General features: G+C 49.9%; 15 protein-coding genes and 1 pseudogene. 11 read left to right on the top strand and 5 right to left on the bottom strand.

The features are described 5' to 3' along the window. The first annotated feature begins 166 nt into the window (after nt 1–166). The 5 genes and pseudogenes from EJN92_RS05320 to EJN92_RS05295 all read left to right on the top strand — a co-directional run bounded on the left by EJN92_RS05320 (nt 167) and on the right by EJN92_RS05295 (nt 5,472). The gene (locus tag EJN92_RS05320; RefSeq protein WP_126126857.1) at nt 167–2,194 is read left to right on the top strand and encodes a M13 family metallopeptidase; all 2,028 of its coding nucleotides are present in this window, start codon (nt 167–169) and stop codon (nt 2,192–2,194) included. 106 nt (nt 2,195–2,300) lie between these two features. Continuing rightward, entirely contained in the window at nt 2,301–2,825 is a 525-nt protein-coding gene (locus tag EJN92_RS05315) for an outer membrane protein assembly factor BamE (RefSeq protein WP_227869715.1), read from the top strand. Between the two features lie 101 nt (nt 2,826–2,926). Continuing rightward, entirely contained in the window at nt 2,927–3,946 is a 1,020-nt protein-coding gene (locus EJN92_RS05310; protein ID WP_126126855.1) for a rhomboid family intramembrane serine protease, read from the top strand. 186 nt (nt 3,947–4,132) lie between these two features. Beyond that, nucleotides 4,133–4,559: pseudogene (locus EJN92_RS21785) on the top strand (MipA/OmpV family protein). 166 nt (nt 4,560–4,725) lie between these two features. Next, on the top strand, nt 4,726–5,472 hold the full coding sequence (locus EJN92_RS05295) for a flagellar brake protein (RefSeq protein ID WP_126126852.1): 747 nt from the start codon (nt 4,726–4,728) through the stop codon (nt 5,470–5,472). Between the two features lie 365 nt (nt 5,473–5,837). On the opposite strand, the gene EJN92_RS05290 is transcribed toward EJN92_RS05295, so the two are convergent. Then, nucleotides 5,838–6,347 carry an Lrp/AsnC family transcriptional regulator gene (locus tag EJN92_RS05290; RefSeq protein ID WP_126126851.1) on the bottom strand — a complete coding sequence of 170 codons (510 nt, stop codon included), beginning with the start codon at nt 6,345–6,347 and terminating at the stop codon, nt 5,838–5,840. A gap of 190 nt (nt 6,348–6,537) precedes the next feature. Between EJN92_RS05290 and hppD the strand changes: the two genes are divergently transcribed. Together hppD and phhA are read left to right on the top strand one after the other, a co-directional pair. Beyond that, complete coding sequence (gene hppD, locus EJN92_RS05285; protein WP_126126850.1) at nt 6,538–7,653, top strand: 4-hydroxyphenylpyruvate dioxygenase; 1,116 nt, start codon at nt 6,538–6,540, stop codon at nt 7,651–7,653. Nucleotides 7,654–7,843: 190 nt separating this feature from the next. Next, complete coding sequence (gene phhA / locus EJN92_RS05280; protein WP_126126849.1) at nt 7,844–8,725, top strand: phenylalanine 4-monooxygenase; 882 nt, start codon at nt 7,844–7,846, stop codon at nt 8,723–8,725. A gap of 32 nt (nt 8,726–8,757) precedes the next feature. On the opposite strand, the gene EJN92_RS05275 is transcribed toward phhA, so the two are convergent. The 3 genes from EJN92_RS05275 to EJN92_RS05265 form a co-directional block, all read right to left on the bottom strand. Continuing rightward, a complete protein-coding gene (locus tag EJN92_RS05275) occupies nt 8,758–9,507 on the bottom strand; it encodes a transporter (RefSeq protein ID WP_126126848.1) in 750 nt (249 codons plus the stop codon). A 208-nt stretch (nt 9,508–9,715) separates the two neighbouring features. Continuing rightward, nucleotides 9,716–10,579 (bottom strand): LpxL/LpxP family acyltransferase, encoded by an 864-nt coding sequence (locus EJN92_RS05270; protein ID WP_126126847.1) that lies wholly within the window; start codon nt 10,577–10,579, stop codon nt 9,716–9,718. Next, complete coding sequence (locus EJN92_RS05265; protein ID WP_126126846.1) at nt 10,576–11,424, bottom strand: lysophospholipid acyltransferase family protein; 849 nt, start codon at nt 11,422–11,424, stop codon at nt 10,576–10,578. Before EJN92_RS05265 ends, EJN92_RS05270 begins: the two co-directional genes overlap by 4 nt. A 235-nt stretch (nt 11,425–11,659) precedes the next feature. On the opposite strand from EJN92_RS05265, the gene metK reads away from it, so the two are divergent. Both metK and EJN92_RS05255 read left to right on the top strand, forming a co-directional pair. Continuing rightward, entirely contained in the window at nt 11,660–12,838 is a 1,179-nt protein-coding gene (gene metK, locus EJN92_RS05260; RefSeq protein WP_126126845.1) for a methionine adenosyltransferase, read from the top strand. 16 nt (nt 12,839–12,854) lie between these two features. Next, a complete protein-coding gene (locus EJN92_RS05255) occupies nt 12,855–13,766 on the top strand; it encodes a M14 family zinc carboxypeptidase (protein ID WP_126126844.1) in 912 nt (303 codons plus the stop codon). 14 nt (nt 13,767–13,780) lie between these two features. On the opposite strand, the gene EJN92_RS05250 is transcribed toward EJN92_RS05255, so the two are convergent. Further along, a complete protein-coding gene (locus EJN92_RS05250; RefSeq protein ID WP_126126843.1) occupies nt 13,781–14,698 on the bottom strand; it encodes an MBL fold metallo-hydrolase in 918 nt (305 codons plus the stop codon). A gap of 242 nt (nt 14,699–14,940) precedes the next feature. On the opposite strand from EJN92_RS05250, the gene EJN92_RS05245 reads away from it, so the two are divergent. Together EJN92_RS05245 and EJN92_RS05240 are read left to right on the top strand one after the other, a co-directional pair. After that, the gene (locus EJN92_RS05245) at nt 14,941–15,384 is read left to right on the top strand and encodes a MerR family transcriptional regulator (RefSeq protein ID WP_126126842.1); all 444 of its coding nucleotides are present in this window, start codon (nt 14,941–14,943) and stop codon (nt 15,382–15,384) included. A gap of 262 nt (nt 15,385–15,646) precedes the next feature. After that, nucleotides 15,647–17,791: a prolyl oligopeptidase family serine peptidase gene (locus tag EJN92_RS05240; protein WP_126126841.1), complete on the top strand. Its 2,145-nt coding sequence runs from the start codon at nt 15,647–15,649 to the stop codon at nt 17,789–17,791. The last annotated feature ends 38 nt before the right edge of the window (nt 17,792–17,829 follow it).

The following is a 17,829-nucleotide window of genomic DNA, read 5'->3' as shown; positions in this document are numbered from 1 at the left end:
GTATCTTTTTCTAGCTTTTTTGGAACTTGCCTGTATGCTGCGAGGTCTAAATACGCTAGGCTAATTTGCGCTGGAGTTTGCCTGCGCTCCCAGCAAGCTTTTTCTGTTTTTTTCGGCCTTATCTGGCCTATGAAAAATACGTGTTCCACTATCCATAAAGATCACTATGAAATCCTATTTACTCAGTACTCTCAGCTTCTCATTGTTGACAGGTTTGGCGCAAGCTGCTGCGCCTACGGGCTCGGGCATACAAGCTCAGGCTATCGATAAAACCCAGCGTGCCCAGGATAATTTTTTTCGTTATTCGCAAGGCAGCTGGTTAAACAGCACCGAGATTCCAGCCGATAAATCAGACTGGGGTAGTTTCATGAAAGCGCGCGAAGATGTGCAGCAACAATTGCGCGGCATCGTAGAAGAAATCGCTAGCTCAAGCGCGCATGTGCCAGGCTCGGATAGACAAAAAATTGCCGATCTGTACGCTAGTTTTATGGATGTCGCCAAGCTGGAGCAATTGGGGCTGCAGCCTTTACAAACCGAAATGGACAGGATAGCCGCGCTCAGCGATAAGAATCAGATTCCGGCCTTGATCGCGCATTTCAATCAGATTGGTGTGCATGCTCCGTATTCCTTGAATGTGCATCCGGATAATAAGGACGCGACCCGCTATGTGATCGATCTTTCCCAGTCGGGTCTGGGTCTGCCGAACCGCGATTACTACCTCAAACTGGATGATCCCAAGACCAGCGAGATCCGCGCCAAATATCAATTGCATGTAGAAAAAATGCTGGCGCTGGCTGGTAATAAACAGCCTGCTGCCAACGCAACTCTGATACTCGCCTTAGAAACCGCCTTGGCCAAGGCGCAATGGAGCGCGGTAGAAAATCGTGATCCGGTCAAACGCTACAATTTGATGACGATCGCGGCGCTGCAAAGTAGTCATCCTGATTATGATTGGCTGGCATATTTTGCGAAAATGGGCATACAGGACGCAAGCAGCAAACTCAATCTCAGACAGCCTAGCTATCTGGCGGGCTTTGATCAGATTTTGAAGGACACTCCTCTGACGGTCTGGCAGAGTTATTTTGAATGGCAGCTCATCAATGGTTTTGCGCACTATTTGTCTGCTGCTTTAGTGCAAGAAGATTTTGCATTTAAAGGTGAGATCTTAAGCGGAGCCAAAGAAGACCGTAGTCGTCAAAAGCGCGCTATCGCTTTAGTCGACCATACTCTGGGTGAAAGTATAGGCCGCAACTACGTAGAAAAATATTTTCCGCCTGAACGCAAAGCGCAAACTACTGCCATGGTCGGACATTTTTTGACGGCGTTTAAGCAGAGCATAGAAGGTCTGGATTGGATGAGTGCGCAGACCAAGAAAGAAGCGCAAATCAAGCTCTCTAAGATCAAGGTGAAAGTCGGTTATCCAAATCAATGGCGCGATTATTCTGCCCTGACGATTACCAAGGATGATTTACTGGGCAATGTGATGCGGGCGCATCAGTGGGAGACTCAGCGTGAATTGAATAAACTGGGCAAGCCTATCGATCATGAAGAGTGGGGCATGACGCCACAAACTGTGAACGCCTATTACAGCCCGACCATGAATGAGATCGTGTTTCCAGCGGCGCGCATGCAGGCGCCTTTGGTGGATGTGAATGCGGAAGATGCTTTCAATTATGGCGCACTGGGAATTTCTATCGGACATGAAATCAGTCATGCCTTTGACGACTCCGGCTCGCAATACGATGGCGACGGCAATCTGCGTGACTGGTGGACCAAAGAAGACCGGATTCGCTTTGCCGCCAAAACCAAGGTCTTAGTCGATCAATATAATGGCTATAGCCCGGTGCCAGGTCATTTCTTAAATGGCGCACTGACCTTGGGCGAAAACATTGCAGATAATGCCGGTATCGTGATGGCCTTGAAAGCCTATAAAATTTCACTCGCTGGTAAGCCTGCACCAGTGATCGATGGCTGGACTGCCGAGCAAAGATTATTCATGGGACTAGCCCAGGCCAGACGCAGCAAATCACGGGAGCAGAGGGCCTTGGCTTTAATCAAAACCGATCCGCATTCACCGGGCGAATTTCGTGTCAACGGTAGCCTCAAAAATCTACCAGACTTTTATCAAGCCTTTGACGTGAAGGCGGGTGACCAGATGTATCTGACACCTGAGCAACGCGTTAGTATTTGGTAGTTAAGCCGAATAAAGAACAGGTCGCTGTTCGGGTAGACCGGCGGCGCTTGCGGCATAATGATTCATTTATACGCTGAAATTGCTGTGGCATGGAGTGGAAATGAAGATGAGATTGTCAAAATATTTGTATGCGCTGATTGTGCTCAGTGCCGTCTGGCTGAGTGGCTGCGCTTCTTACGGCGGTAGCTCACTAAAGCCCGGTGTTTCCAGTTTGCCTGAGGTGGTCGGCACTATGGGGCCAGCAGCCATGTCGTGGACTAATCCGGATGGTAGCGAGCAACTGGCGTATCCGCGTGGGCCCTTAGGTACCCAGACCTTCATGGTCTACCTCGGTGCTGATCAGAAGCTGCAGCGCATCGACAAGGTGCTGGAGATGGCGGTGTTTGCGCAGATACAGACAGGTATGAGTCAAGAGCAGGTGTTGCGTCTGATCGGGCCGCCGCAGCCGCAAGCGACGCAATATTTTAAGGCGAGAGATGAATTGGCCTGGTCGTGGCTGTTTTGCGATAGCTGGAATACCCAAGCCTTTCTCGATGTGCTGTTTAACGCAAGCAGCGGCACGGTACGCTCGGTCGGGCAACGGCAGAATTTGCTGGGGCGTGATGGGGTTGCTCCCAGTTGCGCTCACTGAGCTCAATGAGCCCTTGAACTCAGTAGCTGCCCTAGCGGGTTTGCACTTACACCGTCGCGAATACGCGGCAGTTATTTTTGATTATTGATGATTGACGTCTCATGCAAAAAATAAAACGCTACTCTTCGGTTTCTATCGTACTGATAGTTTTGTGCGGCATCGTCGCGTTGTTGTCACGCCTGGGCGAGGCGCGTGGCGTATTAGTGCCTCTGTTTATTGCCAATCCGGGCAGCGAGGGGCTGAACGATATTTTGCATGGTCAGATCTGGCGGCTGGTGACGCCTATGTTCATTCATTTCGGCATCATGCATTTTGTGTTTAATATGATGTGGGTCTGGGATTTGGGTAAATTGATACAAGCCAAGAAAGGCGCGGGTTTCTATATCCTCTTCGTGCTGGTGGTGGCTAGTTTGTCGAATCTGGCGCAATATTTATTTACCCATTCGCCGTATTTTGGCGGCATGTCGGGCGTGGTCTACGGCTTGTTTGGCTATATCTGGATACGCGGTCGTTATGACGCTAAGTTCTCTGCTGATTTGCCCAAGACCACGGTGAATATGATGTTGATCTGGTTCCTGCTGTGTTGGACCGGCTTACTCGGCCCTATCGCCAACTGGGCACACACCGTAGGTTTGGTGGTCGGCGCGCTGTGGGCTTTTCTGGGGACACGTGCTTTGCCAGCCATGACAGCAGCCGATCGCGCACCGCAAAATCAGCGTCTGGAATATCTGTCTATGGCCGACATGCTGCTGCTGGAGGAGCAAAGACGTTGGGTGCGCGAGCATTATCTCCCTGAGGCCGAGCACAAATACGAGAGCGTGGAGGGTAAGCTAAGCATCATAGACGCTATCGTGCAACAAAATGCAGGTAGTCAAAAACTGCGGCAACTTAAGCAAATGCTGGCGCTCGATACTGCCCTCGCGGATGCGCTGGTGCAGGATACTGGCGCGCAATGGGCGGTATTGGCAGATGATGACAAGCGCGTGCCAGTACTGATGAAGGAGGGGGCGCGCATGCAGGTGTTGGCAGTCAATGCGATCTCGACTTTATTGCAGCGCGGTGAAGCCATCGTGGTACAGCAACTATTTGAAGATGCCCGACTACGCCTTTTGCAAGAATAGGTGCCTAGCATTGAGTATATTTTGAGCGGGCTTTGAGTCTGTATTGAGTCCGTACAATCAGCTAATTTCCCTTACCCATGAATACGCACAGTCAAACTGGTAGACAATTTTCAGTAGTCTCATCACACTGGCTCTATCAATAGCGGCTCTGCCAGCTTACTTGGCGGGGGCGATATTTTGCTTTCTGTGACGGGCGATCTGGCGCTCGCTATCCCCGTGACTGAACAGCTCAGCTTAGCTCTGCAAGCCGAATTGCCGCTGACAAATCGAGACTATGGAAATTTATACAAACTAGGACTAAACCTCAGTTTGCTCGATGCTAGCAAGGATCAAGTTGATTTGGAACTGCTGCTCAGTTATGCCGATGCCGCCTACGCGCAGACCAATTACGGTGTCACGTTAGTCCAGCATGTGCGTTCTGGCTATCCGCGCTATCTTGGCAAGGCTGGCGTCGCTAGCTGTTAGTCTGGAGTGGAATCATGCCTTTAGCCAGAATTGGGCTTTACTAGCGAATCTGGAAATCAAGCAATTACTCGCTAACTTGGGCGGCAGCCCACTGAGCAAAAACAAAACCAATCTGACGCTCACGGCCGGCATAAATTACAATTTTTGAACTGCCATTCACGTCGCCGCTGGTTAACCATAGGTGGCAGAATACTTTCAAACGAACATACGCAGCTTGAGAAAAAGGGCGAGCTAAGCGATACTCAACCTTTCGCTCGGCAGCGTAGCAGCTGCTGCGCTGTAATTTTTTATTAATTTAAGTTATCTGACAAAAAATGAGTTCTGAAAATACGCCGGCAACTATGTCTACAACTAAGCCTGCAACTAAGGACAGTGACTTGGCTTTTAGCTTTGCCGATATGCGCTTGCGAGTCGGTGATCGTATACAGTTACAACTGCCGGTCTCTTGCGGTGAGGAGCGCGCCTTTGTGAAAGTCATCGGTTATCTGGATAATGTCAGCTTCCTGGTGGGGGCGCCGCTGGTGCTCGGTAATCGACCTTCCTTGCGCGAGAACGATAAAGTGGTGGTGCGGGTGTTTTCGAATCAAAAAGCGTTTGCCTTCGATTGTTATGTGAAGCGCGTCAACAACGCGCCATTTCCGTATATGCACTTGTCCTTCCCCGAAAAAATTCAGGGATCGGTGGTGCGCAAAGACCCGCGCATCAAGTCGCGTATCATCGCCTCGGTAAAAATTGCGGGGAGCGCCAATCCTGATGAGAAATTTTCAGTCTTGATCACCAATCTGAGCGCTGCTGGTGCTTTGGTGACGACCAATCGACCAATGTTTGAAAAGAATCAAAAAATTCTGATGTCGTTTCAAATTAAATTGCATCACATAGAAAGTTTGATGATGGTCAGCGCCATCATCCGAAATATCAGTGAAGATGAACGCAGCGACCCCAACACAGCGCTCAGCATCAGCCACGGCTTACAGTTTGTCGATGTAGATCCAAATAGCACCATGCTATTGCACAGCCTGATCTACCAGCAAATGATAGAGCAACCGCATACGGTGGTGTAGGTCTAATTTGGTATCTATTCAGCCTGCTACTAAAATTATTAAACAAAACGAAAACCTCTCAAAGGAGACACAGAGAAAAACGGAGAACTGCCTTGCTTTCCTCTGTGAATCTCTGTGTCTCTGTGCCTCTGTGTTGAGTGGTTTTGACTTTCACCATAGTCGGCTGAACAGTAACTAATTTGATGGGTTTTAATTGTGCCCCCCGCCAACACGCATATTCCATGCGCCTCTCCAAGCATATAGGCCTGAAAGGCGCATGGAATATGCGCGCTGGCCGGGGCTGTTTTGAATTTTTACACCAATGGGGTTGTTGCACTGCTCCGCGTAGCTAAGATTTAGGCAGTCTCAGCTGAGGCTAGGCAAGCCTAACTGGCTGCAGCGCTCATCACTGGTAAGGCTGTGGTGTCCTTGATTTGCTGTAAGGCAAAGCTAGATTTCACATCCAGCACGGCGGTGTGGCGCAGCAGCGTTTCCATCATGAAGCGCGAAAAATGATCCATGTCTTCTACGTGGACGCGCAGTAAATAATCCATTTCTCCTGTCATCGCATAACAAGCCACTACTTCCGGCCATTGCTCTACCGAGGCAGAAAAATCGCTGCGTGGGGAACGTGATGCGCCTTTGCCGGGGGCCTCGTTATGCTTCTCCAGTCGCACGTTAACGTAGGCGAGTAAGCCCAGGCCTATCTTGGCAGGTTCCAGCAAAGCCACGTATTTACGGATGACGCCGGTTTCTTCCAGTCGCTTGATGCGGCGCAGGCAAGGCGAGGGCGATAGGTTAACCCTTTCGGCCACCTCCTGATTGGTAAGTCTGCCGTCGGCCTGCAAAATCGCCAGAATTTTACGGTCTATCTTGTCTAGTGGAATTTCTGTCATGATCTGCTAATTTCGTGAATAATATTAGCATATTATTGCGCAAATTTTAGTATCTTTGGGGTATTTTGCAATTTTATGCCGCGTGCTGCGTACTATACTGAGAGCTTGATCTATATCAAAATTAGCTGCAATTTATGATGTAGTGAAGTAAAAATCAACCTACCCACAAAGTAAAAAGAAGGAGACACGCATGGAAATCCAGACCTGGGACAACCCTATGGGCACCGATGGCTTTGAGTTTATCGAGTACGCCGCCCCCGATCCTAAAGAGTTGGCCGAGTTGTTCGGTCGCATGGGTTTTATTGCGATTGCTAAACACAGAACCAAGAACGTCACTCTGTATCGTCAGGGCGATGTGAACTTCATCATCAATGCCGAACCCGATTCATTCGCGCAGCGTTTCGCGCGTAAGCATGGCCCTTCAGTGTGCGCTTTTGCGCTGCGCGTCAAGGATGCCAATCTGGCCTATAAGCGCGCTTTGGAATTGGGTGCCTGGGGTTTTGATAATCAGACCGGCCCTATGGAATTAAATATTCCTGCGATTAAGGGTATCGGTGATTCACTGATCTATTTCGTCGATCGTTGGCAGGGTAAAGATGGCGGCGAGCCTGGCGCTATCGGCAATATCAGTATTTATGACGCCGATTTCGTGGCGATTCCTGGTGCCGATGCAAACCATAAGGGCAATGGCCTAACCTACATCGATCACCTGACTCACAACGTACACCGCGGCCGCATGAAAGAATGGTCGGATTTCTACGAGAGCTTATTTAATTTCCGCGAAGTGCGTTACTTCGATATCGCGGGTAAGCACACGGGCTTGAAATCAAAAGCCATGACTTCACCTTGTGGCAAGATTCGTATTCCTATCAACGAATCTTCCGACGATAAATCACAAATTTCCGAATATCTGGATCTGTATCACGGCGAAGGCGTACAGCATATCGCCATGGGTACCGATAATGTGTATCAGACCGTCACCGATATGAAGGCCTCTGGCGTCGATTTCCAGGACACCATAGAAACTTACTACGATTTAATCGACCGTCGTCTGCCTGGCCATGGCGAAAATGTAGATGAATTGCGTAAATTGCGTATTTTGATGGATGGCAAGAGCACAGAAACTTCACGTGAATTGTTGTTGCAGATATTTACCACCACTGTGATCGGTCCTATCTTCTTTGAAGTGATACAACGCAAGGGCGATCAGGGTTTTGGTGAGGGTAATTTCCGTGCGCTGTTTGAATCGATAGAACTCGATCAAATCCGTCGCGGAGTATTGAAAGACGAGAAAGCCAGCGCTTAGATATTATCAGGCTGGCTGTCGTGATCTCTGCGCTGCCAGCCTTTTTTGATCTTATTCCATTTCTAAATCATGCGTGTCGTTGTTGCCTTCGCCTCGCCGTGCTAAAGCACTGTCTTCGGCTTGTCGCCTAAACACAAATGATTTAGAAACGGAATTGGCCGGCTAGACGTACTCATTTCGAGAGAAAATTATGCAAACCGCAGTCGTTTCAAATGCCGATTTTTTAGCCACCGTCGCTGAAAAATCCGATGGTGCGGCCTTACGTGGCGATTACACCCACGCCGATGATCAATACGTAGTACAGCAGGAGTGGAGCGCTTACACCGAAGCTGAGCATGCGCTGTGGCGTAAGCTGTATCAACGCCAAGCCGCCTTGTTGCCGGGGCGAGCCTGCGATGAGTTTATTGAGGCCCTGCAACAGATGCAAGCGGCCGACGGTATCCCCGAATTAGAGCGCACCTCGGAAGAGTTATTTAAGGCTACCGGCTGGCACATCGTGGCAGTGCCAGGCTTGATCCCCGAGCTGGCATTCTTTAATCATCTGGCGAATCGTCGCTTCCCGGTGACGGTATGGTTGCGCACTCCAGAAGAATTCGATTACATCGTCGAGCCGGATATTTTCCATGATTTTTTTGGCCATGTACCTTTGCTGTTTAATCCTGTGTTTGCCGATTATATGCAAAGGTATGGTCAGGGCGGCTTGAAAGCGATGTCGCTCGGCGGTCTCGACCAGCTGGCGCGCCTGTACTGGTACACGGTAGAGTTCGGCCTGATTAATACGCCACAGGGCTTGCGCATTTATGGCGCGGGTATTTTGTCTTCAGGCGGCGAAGTTGAGTATTGCCTCAAGCAGGGAACTGGATCGCGCCACATCCATCTCAATATAGAGCGTTGCCTGCGCACCCTGTACAAGATAGATTCGTATCAAGAAACTTATTTTGCCATCGATAGCTATCAGGAACTCTTCGACGGGACAGCCGCCGATTTCACTCCCTTGTACGAAAAACTCAAACATCTCGATACCTTGCCTGCGAATACTTTGTTGGCGGGTGAAGTTGAATTGCTCGGGTAAGCTTTGCCGATCAATCGGACTAGAGAAATTGCTTAAAAACGCCAGGCCATGCCTATACCAGCCTGGCGTTCTATAGAGTTTTTGTGTCGCAGATATTTGATGCCTAAATCCAGGTCGAGATTGTCGGTAACTGCGAAAATGCAGCCTGCCACTAGGTGCTGATCTCCATAGGTTTCAGACTTGAGATCGGCTTGGTACACGCCCATATCGAGCAGTACTTGTATCTTTGGCGTGACTGCGTATAGCGTCGCAAATGAGGCGCGCCATAGCGTCGCACGCTGCTCTATGCTGGACTGTTCCTGGTTAAAATTTCTTTGCGTCAGGCTTAGATTACTGTGCATGGTCCATGCCTCGTTTTTATGGCTATGTACCAGCGTAAGCGCTAAGTCATGGCTTTCCTTGCTCAATTGTTTTTGCGTCGATCCGCTAGGGAAAAACAATTCTGTTTTTAGTGCCCAGCTATTCCCATCTTTTTCTGAAAACAGGTATTTTGTTCCTAGGGAGGCATCGCCCATTCCGGCCGTGGCCGACCATCTCATGGGGAGGGCAATAAACAGGTCGAGTTGATCATTTGCGCCGTAGGTATAGGTCGCGCTGGCGCTCTGACTGTGGCGGTTTGGCTCGCTGTTGTGATCGCTACTAAATTCGATTTGTTGCATACCTGTACTTTGTACGCCACTATCTTCAGTCACCAGCGGGTGGGCAGCATAGGCATAATCGGCGCTGAGCAAAAAGAGCAAAGTCAGATTTCGTAAAAACGATAGGGGCAGTTTTATTAACATCAGTGTTATTTCTAGGTATTACGGCGAGTTTATTCGAACTTCATATTTTAATGAGGAATTGTGACAGGCGATAACTTGAGCGGGATTTTCTTTTTTAACTTTAACTAAAAAGGCATAGATATTCACTAAGGAGTATCTATGCCTTGTTGACTTGACGCTGGACTGGCGAATGCCGAAATGCCAGATTTTTACCTCAATGTCGCCTTGCTCAATACACGCTGGCTTCGCCTTCCGGACGGGTTTTAAAGCGGCGGTGTGCCCAGAAGTATTCGGCTGGCGCTTTCATGATTTCTTTTTCTATGAAGCTATTCATGAAGCGGGTCGCATCTACCATATCTTCGCCCGGATAATTCTCCCATGGCGGATGAAACACCACTTTCCAGCCCTGATAATTCGGCAGTATGGTGGCGATCACCGGTATCACCTTGGCCTTGGTGGCGGCGGCGATGCGTGGCGCGGCCGTCAGTGTGGCCGCCTTGATACCAAAGAAGGGGACGAACTCGGCATCCTTAGGACCAAAATCCATGTCAGGCAGCATGAAGAAAGGCGTAGGTTCGCGCATGGCGCGGATGATGGGTTTGATGCCTTCGGCGCGCGAGAATAATTTGATTTTATTAAAGCGCAGACGACCTTTGCGTAGCGCCTCATCAAATACTTTATTTCTTTGTTCGGTATAGATCGAGCACACCGGTGACTCCAGAGAAAGCGCGATGCCCGCCACATCAAGACTGACAAAATGTGGACATAGTAAGATCGTGGGGCCGGCCGTGATGATATCCATAGGTACAGCGGGCTCTACCTGTATGAGTTTGCGCAGGCGGCGCTCGGAGGCCCACCAGAGTATGCTGCGCTCTAACACGCTACGCACATAGACTTGAAAATGCCGTTTTGCGATGGCCACTCTTTCTTCTTCACTTAACTGCGGCATGCATAAGCGTAAGTTGGTGAGGGTGATATGGCGGCGCGACTTGATTAGCTTGAATAATAGGCTACCGACCGCTTCGCCCAATCGACCTAAAATGGAGAGTGGTAGCCAATGCAGCAGCCACATTAAGGCAAGTACGAGTTTCATGCAGTTTCCTGTTCTGGACCATTGATACCATCGGGTGTCTTGTAGCGGTTGTAGCTCCAAAAATATTGGGCTGGGCTGCGTGCGATTAATTGTTGCATGGCTAGATTGATAGTGGCCGCTTGTCGCGTTGGATCGCCTTCAAGAATGGCATCGAAAGGCACGAAACGTACCACAAAACCGCGGCCATGCGGCAAGCGCTCGGCGTAGGTGAGTATGATGGGTGCGCCTGTCATTGCATGCATTTTGGCTGGCAGTGTCATGGTGTAGGCCGGTTTGCCAAAAAAGTTTGCCCACACGCCTTCACCTTGTTGCGGCACCTGGTCAGGCAACAAGCCTATCAGCTCACCTTTTTTGAGTGCCTTCAACATCAGGCGCACGCCGGATAAATTTGCCGGTGCCAACATCAAGCCATCTCTGGCACGCGCACCTTCTATCAGGGGTTTGAGGGCAGCTTTACGCGGCGGTCGATACAGTACCGTGAGCGGCGTCTTGGCGGCGATGGTCTGCGCCACGATTTCAAAACAACCCAGATGTGGCGTCAAAAAAATCACGCCCTTCTTGGCATCTAAGGCGTCTTGTACCAGTTCCCAATTTTCTACACTGGCAGTACGTAATACGCGCGCTGGATTGGCGCACCAGATGAAAGGCAATTCCATCAGATTCTTGCCGGCCTCCTTGATGGCCTCACCTAGACTTTTGATAAAACCGGCGCGTGCCATGTTTTCTTGCATGCGACGCCGGTAGCCGGCTGAGAGTAAATACACCAGCCAGCCCAGCGCGCTGCCTAAGGCGTGTAAGGCCGGCAAGGGAAAAATGGATAAGAAACGAAAAAGAATAACAAGCATGACGCCGCTCAATAAATTAGGGAAAAAGCTAAGAAAAATTAGGGGTATTCGACAAGGCGTGAATAAGAGGCGTAAAATATCACATATTGGCAGCGCGTTGAGAACAACGAGAGCTGCCCCCGCCGAGTTAATACAGACAACTTGCGAGACGGGTAATAAATTTCGCTAAAGCGTCGCAGGTTCTTTACCTGACTGCGGCATTGTCAATACGGTCATTTAATTTTAGGAGCTTGCGATGGCTAATGATTTTCTTTTTACCTCAGAATCGGTTTCTGAAGGTCACCCCGATAAAGTAGCGGATCAGATTTCTGATGCGATTCTTGACGCCATTTTTGAGCAAGACCCACGTTCACGGGTCGCTGCCGAAACTCTGGTCAACACCGGTTTAGTGGTATTGGCTGGTGAGATCACCACCAACGCCAACGTCGATTACATCCAGGTTGCGCGCGATACCATCAAGCGTATTGGCTACGACAATACCGAATTCGGTATCGATTACAAAGGCTGTGCGGTGCTGGTTGCTTACGACAAGCAATCGAATGATATCGCCCAGGGCGTTGATCACGCACATGACGACCATCTGAATATCGGTGCCGGTGACCAGGGTCTGATGTTTGGTTACGCCTGTGATGAAACGCCAGAATTGATGCCTGCGCCGATTTACTACGCGCACAGACTGGTGGAGCGTCAGGCGCAGTTGCGCAAGGATGGCCGTTTGCCTTTCTTGCGTCCGGATGCCAAGAGTCAGGTCACTATGCGTTATGTCGACGGTAAGCCGCACAGTATCGATACTGTGGTGCTGTCGACTCAGCATAGCCCGGAACAAAGCGATGGTCAGAAGATGAAGCCGTCTTTCATTGAGGCGGTGATTGAAGAAATCATCCGTCCGGTGTTGCCAGCCGAATGGTTAAAAGATACCAAGTTCCTCATCAACCCTACCGGTCGCTTTGTGATCGGTGGCCCGCAAGGCGATTGTGGTCTGACTGGTCGTAAAATTATTGTCGATACTTACGGTGGCGCTTGCCCTCACGGCGGCGGAGCTTTTTCCGGTAAAGATCCTACTAAGGTCGATCGTTCTGCCGCCTACGCGGCGCGTTATGTGGCGAAAAATATTGTTGCAGCTGGTCTGGCCAAGCAGTGTCAGATTCAGGTGGCGTATGCGATCGGTGTCGCCCGTCCTATGAACGTTACCGTGTACACCGAAGGCACAGGCGTTATTCCGGATGAGCAACTGGCAGCACTGGTCAATGAATATTTTGACCTGCGACCAAAAGGCATTATCCAGATGCTCGATTTGCTGCGTCCGATTTACACCAAGACGGCTGCCTATGGCCACTTCGGTCGCGAAGAGCCAGAGTTCACTTGGGAGCGTACGGATAAAGTGACTTTGTTACGTGCTGCTGCAGGACTTTAATTTTTGGAAAATCTAGATGCAATGGTGTGAAGTAAGCAGTAAGCCCATTGCAGTCTTGCAGGTGGCAGTGTTAAGCATCAGTTTGACACTGCCCTTGCAACTCTTTGCTGTGCCAGTTGCAGCGCTTGAGAGTAAGCCAGTTGCCTTGACAGACTGGTGCGCTACACTGGTGGCACGTTTGCCTAAGGTCAGTGCCAATGAATGTCGCGCCACTAAATTGCAGGCATCCGGTAGTTCCTCCCTCAATGGCTTTCCTATCCTGACTAAAGACGTCGCTGCCGACCCGGGTCGCAAGCAGGCGCTCAAAGTTTTGCTGTTGGGTGGCATCCATGGCGACGAGCAAACAGCCTCTTCGGTGGTATTCAAATGGCTGGAGCTGCAAGGAAAAAGTAATACGCAAGAGTTTCAATGGAAGGTCGCCCCGATCGTCAATCCCGATGGTCTGCTGGCGGCCAAGCCTAAGCGCGTGAATGCCCGCGGGGTGGACTTGAATCGCAATTTTCCTACGCCTAACTGGCAGCAAGATGCGCCCAAATATTGGGCCAATACGACCCGCAGCGATCCGCGCCGCTATCCGGGCAAGATGCCAATATCCGAGCCTGAGAGCCTCTGGGTGTATGACACCATAGAAAAATATAGACCGGACGTGATCATTTCGGTGCATGCACCGTTTGGTGTGCTCGATCTGGATGGCCCAGCCAAGCCGCCTAAAAGTTTCGGTCGGCTCTGGTATAACCGGGTTGGCGTCTATCCAGGTTCGCTGGGAAATTACAGCGGCTTACACAAAAATATCCCGGTAGTCACCATAGAGTTGCCCAACGCAGTGATGATGCCGCCCGATGCCGAGGTGCAGCGCATTTGGCTCGATATGCAGAGCTGGATACGGCGTAATGTGCCAATCAGACATAAATTGGCACAGCCCCATTGAAACCTAAGTCAGCCCTATTTGATCCAGTCCGGGAAATACCCAAGTAGCTTTTGCACCTGACTATCATGCGCCGGAACGATCACGGTGGCTGGATAGTCTTGCATCACGGTTCTGACCCGCTGTATGCTTTTTTGCGTTTCATGTGCATGCTGATCGACGATCATGCCGGCCGCCCAAAATTTAGCCGCGCCCGCTTTCAAGGCATCGACCGTCCACGCCACGTCCCCGATGAAAAAATAACATACGCCACTGTCGAGTGTGACAAACATGCCGATAGAGCCTGCCGTATGCCCGGCCATAGGTACTAGCACTATGCTGCCATCCTGATATAAGTCCAGACTTTTTTCGTATCCTTTATACGGACGGGCCTGAAATACGATGCTATTCCAGCGTATGTCTTTGGCGCTCACCTGAGATGCCCAGGTGCCACCAGCACCTGTGGTGGGCTTAGTTATATTCGCCATCTCATCGGCTGACACACTAATTATTGCTTCCGGGAAGTCGCCTAAAGCACCCGCATGATCCCAGTGGCTATGGCTAAGAATGACATGCTTAATACTTGGGTAGGCGGCAGCTCTGAGTTGTTCACTTGCCGGAATAATCGTTTTATCGTAGCTGAAAAACGGGCGCTGCCAGTAGGGCATTTCTTGATCATACTGCGCATCTATTTGGCTTCCCAGACCTGTGTCGAACAGCAAATAGTCGTCATGGTGCTTGATTAAAAATGCAGAGAAATTGGTATCTATCTTGTGTAAAAAACTTCCGCCTGGCTTCAATAAACCTTCAAGCACCGATATTTTTCCGGTCTTGATGATGGAAAAACCGATATCTGGCTTACTCTGCGCTGGCGTTAGCGACTCTTGTGCTGTCGCGAAAAGACTGAAACTGAAAAGAATAATCGAAATAAAGATGCGCATGATAGGCCTTTGCATGGTTGAGTGAGTAGTATCCACGGACCGCTAAAAACCGCAGATCCATGATTAAGAAATAGGGCTTACGCAAAATTGTCCCAGCTAGGCGTGCCGCCGAAGGCAGTACTTCAGTACGGCAAGGCGGATACAACGACGCTGGGGCGGTTTTGCGTAAGTCCTAAGAAACTAGCTTAAAGCTTGGGCTATACTCCAAGGTCAAGCGATAAAATCATCTCGGGTTTCAAACATAAAAAAGGTAGCCTATGAATATCAGTGAGTTAGCGCTGGCAGCCCAGGTTAGTACCGATACTTTGCGTTACTATGAAAAACAGGGCTTGATCGCGCCACCGCAGCGGCAGCAAAATGGCTATCGCTCGTATACCTTGGCGCAACTTGATCATGTGCGTTTTATCCGAGGGGCGCAAAGTCTGGGTTTCTCTTTGGCTGAAATACGCGAGATACTCCCGCAGTTAGCCGAAGGAAAATTCGGTCGTACACAAATCGAGGCGCAGTTGGCTGCCAAGATGGCGCAGATAGACGCCCACATAAGACAGTTAAAGGACTTGAAAAAAGAGTTGGCGAGAACTTTCTCTTCGTTGAAATGCAGCGCTGATCTGCCAGTTTCTACTCAAGATGGAACTCCGGCCGATGTCAGTCGCGGTCCAGACGCTGTTTTGGTGAAAAAATCATTTACTAGCCTGAAATAAATAGTTTATTTTTCTGTTGTTCTGGATGCTACAAATACAAAGATTATTTTTTAAATGGCGGCATTTCCGAAGATAGATAGTCGAATTGCGCGATCTACTATACTTACTATTTTTCACACTCTTTATCGGAATTTTTGCGGCGATAAATGATTCTGGCATCCGGAACTAAGGCACAATTTTGCCTGTCCATTGCAAGCGTGAATTGACTATCCGTCAGATTGCCAGCTTTCAATCACGACTAACTCTAAAAAATAAGGAAAAAATGAGACCACAATTAAAACTGGGCGCGGCATTGATGTTGCTTGCTGTCAGCCAACTAGCCAACGCACAGGAAGCTAAGCCACAAGCCGTAATAGCTGCATCCCCAGATGATAAATTCGTCTGGCTGGAAGATGTCGCTGGTGAAAAGTCGCTGGCTTGGGTCAAGGCGCGCAATCAGGTGACGCGCGGCAAGCTCGATGGCGATGCTGGCTTCAATAAGTTACGCGATGATTTGAAAGTGGTGCTTGATTCTAAAGATCGTATTCCCGGCATACGCAAGATGGGTAAGTCTTACTACAACTTCTGGACCGATGCTGAACATCCGCGCGGTGTCTGGCGCAAGACTAGCCTGGAAGAATATCGCAAGGCACAGCCTAAATGGGAAACCGTACTCGATATCGACGCGCTGGCCAAAGCTGAAAAAGAAAACTGGGTATTTAAAAACAGCGTCTGCCGTGAACCGGCTTTCGACCGCTGTCTGATAGAGTTGTCACGCGGCGGTGCCGACGCGGTCAGTCTGCGTGAGTTTGATCTGGCCAACAAGAGTTTCGTCAAGGACGGTTTTAGCTTGCCGGAAGCGAAGATGACGGTAGAGTGGCGCGATAAAGATCATCTGTTTGTTGCCACCGATTTTGGCGCCGGTAGCATGACTGATTCTGGTTATGCGCGCATCGTCAAGGAGTGGAAGCGTGGCACGGCCTTAAGCACGGCCCGTATTTTGCTGCAAGGTGAACAAAGCGATATGGGTGTCTCTGCCCAAAGCAGTGATCATGGCGGCGTACATCATGAATTAGTGCGCCGTGGCATCACTTTTTATACTGCCGAAAATTTTCTACGGGTAGGCGATCAACTCACTAAACTCGACGTGCCAGCGCAGACCGGTATCGATTTTTTTGGTACGCAATTTATCGTGACGCCGAACGAAGCCTGGACTACCGGTGGCAAAACCTTTAGCTCTGGCAGCGTACTGGCGATCGATTTTGCGGCTTTTCAAAAAGGCGATCGTAATTTTACGGTCTTGTTTGAGCCTTCAGCCAGTACTTCCTTCACCGGCAGTACCAGCACGCGAAATTATTTGCTCTTGCAATCGCTGGATAATGTCAAAAGTAGTTTGACCGAATGGCAATTCAAAGACGCTAAATGGAGTTCGCGGCAGGTGAATCTGCCTACCATGGGTACGCTTAGCGTTAGCGCGCTGGACCCCGATCACAATGATGATTATTTACTCAGTTATTCCGATTACCTGACGCCTAGCGTGTATCAATTGGCGCATGCTGGTAGCGATCAACGCGAACTATTGAAATCAGCACCGAGTTTTTTTGACGCGACACCGTATGAAATTTTGCAAAAATTTGCCAACTCCAAGGACGGTACCAAGGTGCCTTACTTCATGGTGCGCCGCAAAGACGTGAAATTCGACGCTAGCAACCCTACGCTCCTGTACGGCTATGGTGGTTTTCAAATTTCCCTGACACCATCTTATTCGGGTGGTTTGGGTAAATCCTGGCTGGAAAAAGGTGGCGTGTATGTCGTGGCAAATATCCGAGGCGGTGGCGAATTCGGTCCGCGCTGGCATCAGGCGGCACTCAAAGAAAAGCGTCAGCGTGCCTATGATGATTTTGCCGCAGTGGCAGAAGATCTGATCGCGAGCAAAATCACCAGTCCGCAACATCTGGGCGCGATGGGTGGTAGTAACGGCGGCTTGTTGGCGGGCGTGGCGCTGACTCAGCGTCCGGAATTGTTTAACGCCGTGGTGAGCCAAGTGCCTTTGCTCGACATGCAGCGCTTTAATAAACTACTGGCGGGCGCCTCCTGGATGGGTGAATATGGTAATCCGGAAGTGCCGGCAGAATGGGACTACATCCAGCGCTATTCACCTTACCAGAACCTCAAAGCCGAGGTGAAATATCCTAATGTTTTGTTCATTACCTCTACCCGCGACGATAGGGTGCATCCCGGCCATGCGCGTAAAATGGCAGCGAAAATGATGGATCAGGGCCATGCGAACGTCTGGTACTACGAGAACATAGAAGGCGGACATGGTGGCGCAGCCAACAATGCACAAAAAGCCGATATGAGCGCAATTACCTATAGCTTCCTGTGGAACATGCTGAAGTGGGATAATGCAGCTCATGTAGTACGCTAGTGCGCTGAGCTTTTTCTCTTCGTTCGAAAATCCACTAC

It is taken from the genome of Undibacterium parvum (genome assembly GCF_003955735.1).
Lineage (GTDB): Bacteria > Pseudomonadota > Gammaproteobacteria > Burkholderiales > Burkholderiaceae_D > Undibacterium > Undibacterium parvum.
This window is presented reverse-complemented; position numbering and strand designations above follow the sequence as displayed.